At 67.2% G+C, this 10,763-nt stretch carries 9 protein-coding genes; 4 read left to right on the plus strand and 5 right to left on the minus strand.

All coding sequences use genetic code 11. The features are described 5' to 3' along the window. The first annotated feature begins 63 nt into the window (after positions 1-63). Positions 64-822 (plus strand): GntR family transcriptional regulator, encoded by a 759-nt coding sequence (locus JHD80_RS16655; protein ID WP_248311602.1) that lies wholly within the window; start codon positions 64-66, stop codon positions 820-822. Continuing rightward, the gene (locus JHD80_RS16660) at positions 819-2,009 is read left to right on the plus strand and encodes a mandelate racemase/muconate lactonizing enzyme family protein (protein ID WP_349237290.1); all 1,191 of its coding nucleotides are present in this window, start codon (positions 819-821) and stop codon (positions 2,007-2,009) included. Before JHD80_RS16655 ends, JHD80_RS16660 begins: the two co-directional genes overlap by 4 nt. A 160-nt stretch (positions 2,010-2,169) precedes the next feature. Here JHD80_RS16660 and JHD80_RS16665 read toward each other — a convergent pair whose 3' ends face one another. Continuing rightward, on the minus strand, positions 2,170-3,534 hold the full coding sequence (locus tag JHD80_RS16665; protein WP_199089493.1) for a sigma-54-dependent transcriptional regulator: 1,365 nt from the start codon (positions 3,532-3,534) through the stop codon (positions 2,170-2,172). Continuing rightward, entirely contained in the window at positions 3,531-5,351 is a 1,821-nt protein-coding gene (locus JHD80_RS16670; protein WP_199089495.1) for a sensor histidine kinase, read from the minus strand. The genes JHD80_RS16665 and JHD80_RS16670 overlap by 4 nt, the downstream gene beginning before the upstream one ends. A gap of 207 nt (positions 5,352-5,558) precedes the next feature. On the opposite strand from JHD80_RS16670, the gene JHD80_RS16675 reads away from it, so the two are divergent. Continuing rightward, positions 5,559-6,893: a dicarboxylate/amino acid:cation symporter gene (locus tag JHD80_RS16675; protein ID WP_199089497.1), complete on the plus strand. Its 1,335-nt coding sequence runs from the start codon at positions 5,559-5,561 to the stop codon at positions 6,891-6,893. A 77-nt stretch (positions 6,894-6,970) separates the two neighbouring features. Here JHD80_RS16675 and JHD80_RS16680 read toward each other — a convergent pair whose 3' ends face one another. The 3 genes from JHD80_RS16680 to JHD80_RS16690 all read right to left on the minus strand — a co-directional run bounded on the left by JHD80_RS16680 (position 6,971) and on the right by JHD80_RS16690 (position 9,766). Beyond that, positions 6,971-8,170, minus strand: coding sequence for a mandelate racemase/muconate lactonizing enzyme family protein (locus tag JHD80_RS16680; protein WP_199089499.1), 1,200 nt, complete (start codon positions 8,168-8,170; stop codon positions 6,971-6,973). Positions 8,171-8,241: 71 nt separating this feature from the next. Beyond that, the gene (locus JHD80_RS16685) at positions 8,242-9,006 is read right to left on the minus strand and encodes an SDR family oxidoreductase (RefSeq protein WP_349237291.1); all 765 of its coding nucleotides are present in this window, start codon (positions 9,004-9,006) and stop codon (positions 8,242-8,244) included. A 10-nt stretch (positions 9,007-9,016) separates the two neighbouring features. Beyond that, the gene (locus tag JHD80_RS16690; RefSeq protein WP_199089501.1) at positions 9,017-9,766 is read right to left on the minus strand and encodes a FadR/GntR family transcriptional regulator; all 750 of its coding nucleotides are present in this window, start codon (positions 9,764-9,766) and stop codon (positions 9,017-9,019) included. 130 nt (positions 9,767-9,896) lie between these two features. Between JHD80_RS16690 and JHD80_RS16695 the strand changes: the two genes are divergently transcribed. Further along, positions 9,897-10,763 (plus strand): DctP family TRAP transporter solute-binding subunit (locus JHD80_RS16695; protein ID WP_199089503.1); only part of this gene is annotated, 867 nt, incomplete at its 3' end.

A 10,763-nucleotide genomic window follows, 5' to 3' on the forward strand; every position in this document is an offset into this window, starting at 1 on the left:
CTCTTGCGTTTCGTATGATTGTATACGATCATACGACCTGTCAAGCGAGAGGCAGCGAGCCGGATGACTGAAGCAAGCGAGCAGATGCGGGCAGCCGGGACGGCCGTTCAGGAGCGAGCGAGAAGCTCCGGCCCCGACTGGCAGCCCCTGCAACCGCAGACGCTCGTGGACCATGCGATCGAGGCGATCATTGCCGGGGCCGCCGCCGGGCTGATCCTGCCGGGCGACCGGATCGTCGAGGTCGATCTCGCCCGCAAGCTCGGAGTCAGCCGCGTGCCGGTGCGCGAGGCCTTGCGCCTGCTCGAAAGCCAGGGCGTCGTGGTCAGCGAAGCCTATAAGGGCATTCGGCTCCGCCCGGTGACCAACGAACGCGTCTCGGACCTGATCGAGGCGCGCATAGCCCTGGAGGCGAGCGCAGTGGTGCGCGCGGTCGCCGCCGGCCGCAATCGCGGCTCTCATCTCGACGAATTGCGTGCCGCCGTGGCCGAGATGGAATTGATGGCGGCGCGCGGCAGCGCCTATGGCGTCGCGGTGGCCGATACCGCGTTCCACCGCGCGCTCTGCAGGCTCGGCGGCAACAGCGTCACCTTCGACCTGTGGGAGACGCTGGCGCCGCAATGCACGATCATCTTCGGCCTCGCCACCTTCGGCAAGCCGATGGCCGGCGTGGTCGAGGAGCATGTCGACCTGCTCTCGGCCTTCGAGGCCGGCGATATCGCGGTGATCACCCGCACGCTCGACGAGCACATCACCGTCATGAACCACGCGATGGACTACGAGGCCATCGTCGCCAGGCGCCGCAGGGAAAGGGATATGCCGTGAACGACCAACCCATCACGCGCGCGGCGGGGCGAGCCGGGCTTCCGCCCTTCCGCATCACCCGCATCGAGGCCGCTCCCCTCTTCGGCGAAAGCCCCAAGGGCGGCTGGTCGGCCGAGATCCGGCCAGAGGATTCGATCCACGCGCTGATCGCGGTTCATACCGACCAGGGGTTGACCGGCTATGGCAGCGTCTTCACCGATGGGCGCCTCGTTCAGGCAGGCCTGAAGGTGCTGGAGCCGCTGTTTCTCGGTGCGGACGCGCTCTCGCCCGATTTCGTCAGTGAGAAGCTGCACCAGAACACCTTCTGGATGGGCCGCGGCGGCACGCTGACCCACACGATCAGCGGCATCGACATCGCGATGTGGGACATTCTCGGCCAGGCCACGGGGCTCAGCGTCGGGCGGTTGCTGGGCGGGCGCTATCGCGAGCGCGTGCAGCCTTACTGCTCGCTCCTGATGGAGGAGCCGGCGGCGATGAAGGACGTCGTCGCTGGTTATCGCGACAAGGGATTCAGTGCCTTCAAGATCGGCTGGGGGCCGTTCGGCCGAGCGCTCGACGTGAAGCTCGACGAGGCGATCGTGCGGGCGGCTCGCGAGGCGGCAGGCGAGAAGTCCAAGCTCTTCGTCGATGCCGGCGCCAGCGACGCGCTCTGGCCGCATGGGCTGAAATGGGCCAAGCGTACCGCCGAAATGCTGGCGGATTACGAGGTCGGCTGGTTCGAGGAGCCGGTCAGGCCCGACGCGATCGACGACTATCGCGCGTTGCGGCGTTCCTCGCCGGTACCGATCGCCGGCTGCGAGGTCCTGACCCGGCGCCAGAGCTTCATTCCCTGGCTGACGACCGGCGCGCTCGACATCGTCCAGCCCGACGTCACCAAGGTCGGCGGCATCTCGGAGCAGCGCCGCATCGCCTGGATGGCCTATGATCTCGGCATCAGATATGTCGGCCATGGCTGGAACACGGCGCTCGGCCTCGCCGCCGATCTGCAGATGGCCTCGGCCTTCCCCGATGCCGACCTCGTCGAGTTCATCGGCGGCAGCCCCTATGTCGACGGCATCCTGGCGAAGCCTTTCGCGCTCGATGCTGAAGGCTGGCTGACGATCCCGGACCTGCCGGGGCTCGGCGTGACGATCGATCGCGAGAAGGTCGGGCGGTATACGCCAGATCCGCGGGCGCTGTTCGGCTGACGGCCAAAAAGTCGGGCCATAGGAAAACGCGGGTCATCCCGGATGCAGCGAAGCGGAGATCCGGGATCCATCGTATGGCTCTGCACTCTACGATGGATCCCGGGTCAAGCCAGGGATGACGCTGTGGTTCCGAGGATCGTCAGCAGGCTCCCGCAGCAGCTTATTCGGTTATCGCGTACGCCGCCCGGTCGATGCCGTGTCGGGCGAGCTTGTCGTAGAAGGTCTTGCGGGGGATGCCGAGCATCTCCAGCGTCGCGCGGACATCGCCGCGATTGGCTTCCAGCGCCTCGCGGATCAGGTTCGCTTCGATCGCGTTGAGGCGGTCGGGCAGGCTGGCGACCGGGGCGTCCGAGCGAGCCGCTTGCGCCGGCAGGTCGCCGGAGAGGCCCAGCGCGACACGTTCGGCGAAATGGACGAGTTCGCGGACATTGCCGGGCCAGTCGCTTTCGACCAGATGACGCTCGACGGCGCGATCCAAAACCGGCACCGGCCGGCGATATTTTTCCGCCGCACGCGCCAGAAACCGCGTGAAGAGCAGCGGGATATCGCGGCGCCGTTCGCGCAAGGGCGGGATGCGCAGCGTCACGACATTCAGGCGATAATAGAGGTCCTCGCGGAAGTCGCGGCGCTGGGCGGGGTCACCAAGATCGGCCTTGGTCGCGGCGACGACCCTGAGGTCGACGCGGCGCAGGTCGTTGGAGCCGAGCGGCGCGATCTCGCGCATTTCCAGCACGCGCAGCAGCTTGACCTGGGCGGAGGGCGGCATGCTCTCCAGCTCGTCGAGGAAAAGCGTGCCGCCGCTGGAATGCTCGATGCGGCCGATCCGCTTTTTCTGCGCGCCGGTGAAGGCGCCGGGCTCGTAGCCGAACAATTCGCTCTCGATGACGCTGTCGGGCAGCGCGCCGCAATTCAGCGCCACGAAAGGTTTTTCGCGCCGCCGGCCGAGCCGGTGCAGCAGGCTGGCGACGACCTCCTTTCCGGTCCCGGTCTCGCCGAGCACGAGGACGTCGACATCGACATCGGCGAGCTCGCGGATGGTCTGGCGCAGGCGAGTGATGGCGGGTGTCTCACCGATCAGCGCGGTCTCTTCCTCGCCTTGCTCGGCCAGCGCTCGCAGGCGGCGGTTTTCGAGGACGAGCGCGCGCTTCTCGGCCGCGCGTCTCAATGTCTCGACGAGACGCTCGCCGGCATAGGGCTTGGCGATAAAATCATAGGCGCCCTCGCTCATCGCGCCGACGGCGGTGGCGATATCGGCATGGCCGGAGATCACGATGACCGGAATGTCGGGATCGAGCGCCCGCAGGCGCCGGAACAATTCGATCCCGTCCATGCCGGGCATACGGATATCGGTGACGACGACGCCGGCATAATCGGGACCGATCCGCGCCAGGGCCGCCTCGCCGGACGGCAACGCCACCGCGCGGAAGCCGGCGAGGCGCAGCGCCTGGACATTGGCGTCGCGCAGGTCGGGATCGTCGTCGACGAAGGAGACCTCGATCGCGACGGAGGCTTCCGTGTCGCTCATGCCCCGGCCCTTTCGAGATTGATGACGAAGCTGGCGCCGGCGCCGGGAACGCTCGTCGCGGTCAAGGTGCCGCCGAAGGAGACGATCATGTCCTGCGAGATCACCAGCCCGAGGCCGAGCCCCTTCGGCTTCGACGTACTGAACGGGACGAAGAGCTGCGCCAGCGCCTGTTCAGACAGGCCGGGGCCGCGATCCGTGATCGCGATCTCGACCCGCTCGTCGCCTGGTGTGACCGTGATCGCCAGGGCCGGCTCGCCGCCCTGCCCGCCTTCATGCAGCGCCTCGATCGCATTGCGCAGCAGGTTGACGAAGACCTGCTCGAGCTCGATCGGGCGCGCGATGACATGGACCGGCTCCGGCGGGGCCGTCACGAGCGGGGTCACGCCCGCCTGGCGCAAGGGGCCTTCGAGCAGGGTCAGGGCGCCTTCGACGATCGTGCCGATCGCAACCGGCGCGAGCGGTTCCTTGCTGCGACGCGCGAAGCCACGGAGCGCCTCGGTGATCGCGCCGATCCGGTCCGTCAGCGCGACGATCCGGACCAGCGCGCCGTCCGCATCGTCCGGCTCGGCGCGCTTCAGGAAGGCACGGGCGTTCTCCGCATAGGTCCGCAGGGCCGCGAGCGGCTGGTTGACCTCATGCGCGACGCCCGCCGTGATCTGGCCGAGGGTCGCGAGGCGGTTGGCCTTGGCGAGCTCTTCCCGGAGGTTGGAAAGGCGTTCCTGCGCCCGGGTGCGCTTCGCCATCTCGGCGACGAGGCGTTCGTTGGCGCCGGCAAGCTCCGCCGTGCGTTCGTCGACACGCTCCTCCAGCTCGGCCTTGGAGCGGGCGTCGGCCTCCTGCCGGGCGAGATTGCGCTGACGGCGATAGAGGGCAAAACCGGCCAGCCCCACCCCCGGCATGAGCAAGAGGGCAACCAGCGCCTGCGATTGCGTGCGCCCGGCGGCGACGGCGGCATCGACCGGCTGAAGCACCTCCAGCAGCCAGTCGGTGGTCGCGACGGGCTGGCGGATGCGAGCGTAGAGGCCGGCATAGGGGCCCGTGCCCTGAACGAGCTCGTCGCGCTCCTGCAGCGGCAGCAGGGTCAGCGGCGCGGTGCCGAACTGGAGCGAATCCCGGATGACCGCGGCCGTCGCGGCATCGAGCGGCGTCTCAACGCGGAAGCGCCAGTCCTCGACCGTCGAGAGCAGCACGACACCGCGTTTGTCGACGACATAGGTCTGGCCGCCGAGCGCCCGCCAATCCGCCTCGACGCGATCGAACTCGGCCTTGACGACGATCACGCCGAGACTCCGGCCGCCCTCCTCGATCCGCCGGGTGATGTAGAGGCCGGGCCGCTGGCTGACCGTGCCGAGCGCGAACTGCTCGGCCGTGCCGTTCGCGACCGCACCCCTGAAATAATCGCGGAAGCTGTAGTCGTTGCCGACGAAGCTCGTCGGCTCGTTCCAGTTGCTGGCGGCGATGGTAATGCCGTCGGGGCCGAGCAGGTAGATCACCGCCGTGCGGGCCTCGCGCGCGATCACTTCGAGCTTGAGGTCCAGTCCGTGACGATTGCCGCCGGCCAACGCCTGCCGGACATCGGGGTCGCGGGCCAGGATCACCGGCAAGGCGCGCTGCTTCTCCAGCTCGCCGCGCAGGATCGCCAGCGCCAGCGTGCCGCCGTCGGTCGCCCGGCTCTCCGTCGCGGCGATGGCCCGGCTGCGGCCGATCTCGCCGGCGGCGAAAAGCGAGGCGACAGCCAGCGCCGCCACGACCAGCCCGAAGACCAGCCAGCGCAGCGTCACGGCACTCTGCCATGGATCGCGCCCGGAACGATTCATCCCCTGTCGTTGTGCGGAATCCCGCACAAATCAAGAGGCCGCGTGCGGAATTCCGCCGAAGCCCCTCGCAAATTGATTCAGGGCGGCATCGCAAGCGACTGGTTTCGCTGAATTATCCTTGCGCGAGCCAGTTGGCACGCAGGTTGCGAACGGGGGAGCAGCGGTTTCAAACAAAACCAAAACGACCGCCGACCCAAGGAGCAGAACATGGCGACCCCGATCGACATCGCGCCCGCTCATCCGGCGCGCCCGAAGAAGTTTTATCAACATCTCTACGTGCAGGTGCTGTTCGCCATCGCGGCGGGCATCCTGCTCGGCCATTTCTGGCCGGACCAGGGCGCGGCGATGAAGCCGCTCGGCGATTCCTTCATCAAACTGGTGAAGATGATCATCGCCCCGGTGATCTTCCTGACGGTCTCGACCGGCATCGCCGGCATGACCGACATGAAGAAGGTCGGCCGCGTCGCCGGCAAGGCGATGATCTATTTCCTGTGCTTCTCGACGCTGGCGCTGATCGTCGGCCTCATCATCGGCAACCTGATCCAGCCCGGCGCCGGCCTGCACATCAATCCCGCCAGCCTCGACGCCAAGGCCGTGCAGGGCTACGCCGCCAAAGCGCATGACGCGAGCGTCGTCGGCTTCCTGCAGAACATCATCCCCGACACGATCGTCGGCGCCTTCGCTTCCGGCGACATCCTGCAGGTGCTGTTCTTCTCGGTGCTGTTCGGCCTGGCCCTCGCGATGGTCGGCGAGCGCGGCAAGCCGGTGCTCGACTTCCTGCAGGCGCTCTCGACCCCGATCTTCAAGCTGGTGGCGATCCTGATGAAGGCAGCCCCGATCGGCGCCTTCGGCGCGATGGCCTTCACCATCGGCCGCTATGGCATCGGCTCGGTCGCCAACCTCGCCTTCCTGATCCTGACCTTCTACATCACGGCGGCGGTCTTCGTGCTCGGCGTGCTCGGCCTCGTCGCCCGCTATAACGGCTTCTCGGTGCTGGCGCTGATCCGCTACATCAAGGACGAGATCCTGCTGGTCATCGGCACCTCCTCCTCGGAAGCGGCGCTGCCAAGCCTGATGGAGAAGATGGAAGCCGCAGGCTGCAAGCGCTCCGTCGTCGGCCTGGTCATCCCGACCGGCTATTCCTTCAATCTCGACGGCACCAATATCTACATGACGCTGGCGGCGCTGTTCATCGCCCAGGCCATGGACATCCACCTGCCGCTCGGCGACCAGGTCCTGCTGCTCCTAGTCGCGATGCTCTCCTCGAAGGGCGCCGCCGGCATCACCGGCGCGGGCTTCATCACGCTCGCGGCGACGCTCTCCGTCGTCCCCGCCGTCCCCGTCGCCGGCATGGCGCTGATCCTCGGCATCGACCGCTTCATGTCGGAGTGCCGCGCGGTGACCAACTTCATCGGCAACGCCGTCGCCACGATCGTGGTGGCGCGCTGGGAAGGCGAGCTCGACGAGAACCGGCTGAAGGCCGCTCTCGCCGGCAAGCTGCCCGACTTCCTGGACGAGCCGCTGATGGCCCCGGCCGAGTAAGCCCGACCTGCAGCAAGACGAAAGCCGCCGCCGACATCCCGGCGGCGGCTTTTTATGTTTTTCGAACGTTTGTGCTCTCAGAGCGTCGAGCGGCGCACGGTGAGGTCGGAGCGCTCGTACACCGCCGGCAGCAGGTCGACGCCGAGGCCCGGCGCCTCCATCGGGTAGACATAGCCGTTCTCGATGCGCGGCATCTCGGTGACCAGCTCCAGATACCAGCCGCGATAGAAGGCCCGCACCGATTCCTGGATCAGCGTGTTCGGCTGGCTGAAGGAGGTGTGGACCGCCGCGACGAAGCCGACCGGGCCGATGCAGTCATGCGGGGCGAAGGGGCGGTGCCAGGTCTCGGCCAGCGCCGCGATCTTGCGGCCCTCGGTCAGGCCGCCGGTCCAGCAGAGGTCGACCATCACGACATGGGCGGCGTCGCGCTCCAGCATGTCCTTGTAGGGCCAGCGCGAGCCCAGCGTCTCGCTGGCGCAGACCCAGACATCGGTCGAGCGGGCGTATTCCGCCAGCGCCTGCGGCGAGTTCATCCGGATCGGGTCCTCGTACCAGGTCGGCTTGTAGGGCTCGAGCACGCGGGCGATCTGCTTGGCGGTCGGCAGGTTCCAGAGCGAGTGGAACTCGACCATGATCTCCATCTTGTCGCCGACCGCCTTGCGAATCTTTTCAAAGGGCTCGACGGCTTTCTTCATCTGCTCGGCGGTTATGTGGAGACCGTGGTTCTCGATCGCGGCGGGATCGAAGGGCCAGATCTTCATGGCGCTGATGCCCTGCTCAAGCAGGCTTTCGGCCAGCACGTCGGCGCGGTTCATGAAGCCGTCGAGGTCCTCGTAGGGGCTCGCCTCGTCGCCCAGGCTCCAGTTCGAGACCGGCTTGATGTTGCTGGACCGGACATAGCGGGTGCCGGCGCAGGTGTTGTAGATGCGCTGCTTGTCGCGGCAGAGGCCACCGAGCATCTGGTGCACCGGCTGGCCGCAGACCTTGCCGAAATGGTCCCAGAGCGCGATGTCGATCGCCGAGGTCGCGCGCGATTCCGCGCCCGTCGAGGACTGTGCCATCGGCAGGTTGGTCATCTCGCGATGCAGCGCCTCGATATGCAGCGGGTTCTTGCCGAGCAGGCGCCCGGCCAGCGTGTCGTGGATGTGGGCCTCGACCGATCGGGCGCCGTAGAAGGTCTCGCCCAGGCCGATATGGCCGGAATCGGTGTGGACGCGGACCCAGAGCACATTGCCGAACTCCTCGGCGTGCAGGGTTTCGATGGCGGTGATCTTCATGGCGTTCCGTCCTGTTCGATCTTTTCGGGAGGAAGCCCGGAGCCCCTCCCTGCTTGTTGGCTATCGGGGGGTCACAGCACCGAGATCATGCCGCCGTCGACATAGATGATCTGGCCGCTGACATAGTCGGATGCCGAGGACGCCAGATAGACGCAGGTGCCGGCAAGCTCGTCCGGGCGTCCCCAGCGGCGGGCCGGCGTGCGCCCCTTCACCCAGGCATCGAAGGCCGGGTTCTCGATCAGGGCCTGGTTCATGTCGGTCAGCATGTAGCCGGGGCCGATCGCATTGGCCTGGATGCCGAGCTCGCCCCATTCGGCCGCCATGGCCTTGGTCAGCATCTTGATGCCGCCCTTGGCCACCGTGTAGGGCGCGACGGTCGCGCGGGCGAGCTCGCTGGTCAGCGAGCCGATATTGATGACCTTGCCATGGCCGCGCTTCGCCATGCGGCGCGCAGCCTCGCGGCCGACGACGAAGGCGCTGGTGAGGTTGGTGTCGAGCACGCGGCGCCAGTCGGCCGTCTCCAGCTCCAGCATCGGCTTGCGGAACTGGATGCCGGCATTGTTGACGAGAATATCGACCGCCACGCCCTCGGCGTCGAGCGCGGCGAAGGCGGCGACGACGGCCTGTTCGTCGGTGACGTCAAAGTTGAGGCCGCGCGCGGTGTATCCCGCAGCGTTCATCGCCGCGACCGCCTCGGAGAGGCGCCCGGCATCGGCGCCGTTGAGGATGATGCTGGCGCCCGCAGCCGCGAGCCCTTCGGCCATGGCACGGCCGAGCCCACGCGAGGAACCAGTCACGAGCGCTGTGCGCCCCGAGAGATCGAAGGGAGAGGTCACGAGAAGGGTCCTATTTCGGCGTGGTCTGAAGGGCCGGATGGGCCGGCATAGCGCCGCTTGCGGCGAGCTTGCCTGCGTAGCGGCGATAGGATTCGCCGATATGCTTGCGCATCGCTTCGCCGGCCCCGTCAGGGTCTCCGGCGCGGATGCGATCGAGGATCGCTGCGTGGTCGGCCCGGCGGATGGCGATGTTGGATTCCTCGCCGCGGTCCTTGTCGCGCATGCTGCGGATCGAGTTGAGCAGCGGGCTCGAGACGAACTGCAGCACGGTCAGGAAGAGCGGATTATGCGCGGCTGTGGCAATGGCGAGGTGGAGCGCGAGATCATGGGCGGCGCTGTCCTCCCCTGCATCGTCGGCGGCGTTCAGTGCGGTTTCGGCCGCTTCGATGCGCGCCAGGTCTTCCGGCGTATGGCGGAGCGAAGCCAGTTGCGCGGCCTCCACTTCCAGCCCGAGACGGAACTCCAGGAATTGCAGGATCGACTGCTCGGAAGCCGCGATCTCGGCACGGCGCAGGCGCAATGAATCCTGCTGGTTGACGAAGAGCCCGAGCCCGCGTCGGCTTTCGACGATGCCGTCGGCCTTGAGATAGGCGATCGCCTCGCGCACCACCGGCCGGCTGACCCCGAGCTGGCGGGCAAGCTCCGTCTCGGAAGGCAACCGCGCGCCCGGCTGCAAGGCACCCGAACGGATCGAGGTCGCCAGCGCGGTGGCGGCATCGCTCGCGAGATTGGGCCGTGATCCGATGGACGAGAGCTGCATGGCGGGTTCCTAAGGACTCATCATTGTCACGTTGTCAGTTGTTTGACAACCTGACTTCTGCCGCGTTATGGGTGCGGCAATGGCGCCGCCCCAGAGCGACAAAGCGCGCCAAGCACAGGGAAGGACCGACATGTTCAACGGAACCCGCCGGACGCTGCTTGCCGCCGGAGCGGCGCTTGCCGCCACAGGACTTGTGCCGGCCATCGCGCAGGGTGTGAAGACCGCCAAGCTCGGCCACTCCTTCGCCGACTCGCATCCGCGCGCCACGGCGATGCGCCGCTTCGCGGAAGAGGTCGCCAAGGCGACCAATGGCAGCGTGAAGGTCGAGGTCTTCGGCAACGCCGCGCTCGGTTCCGAGGAGAAGATGCTGATCGCGGCGCAGGCCGGCACGATCGACTTCTACATGGGGGCGCTTTCGCCGATCGCGGCGCGCAAGAAAGAGCTGCAGATCTTCGATTTCCCGTTCCTGTTCGCGACCGATGCCGAGGCTGCCGCCGTGCTCGACGGCCCCGCCGGCAAGCGCCTTCTGGACGGGCTCGCCGACATGAACCTGCAGGGCCTCGCCTGGTCAGGCGGCGCCTTCCGCAATCTCTCGAACAGCAAGCGCCCGATTGCCACGCTCGCCGATATGAAGGGCCTCAAGGTCCGCGTCATGCAGAGCCCGATGGCGCTGGCGAGCTTCAACGCCATGGGCATGAACGCCGTGCCGATGGCCTTTACGGAGGTCTACACCGCCCTGGAGACCAAGGCGCTGGACGGCTACGAGCATCCGTTCGTCGACATGTACGCGAACAAGATGTTCGAGGTGCAGAAGTACCTGACCGTCACCAACCACGTCTATACGCCGGTCGCGCTTGTCGCCTCGAAGAAGTTCTGGACCTCGCTCACGCCGGAACAGCAGGCCGCCGTTCAGAAAGCGGCCGAGACGACCCGCGCCTTCCAGCGCGAGGCGGAATTGCGCGAGGCCGGCGAGGTGCTCAGCGAGCTCAAGGCCAAG

The organism is Allobosea sp. ASV33, assembly GCF_016428755.1.
Taxonomy (GTDB): Bacteria; Pseudomonadota; Alphaproteobacteria; order Rhizobiales; family Beijerinckiaceae; genus Allobosea.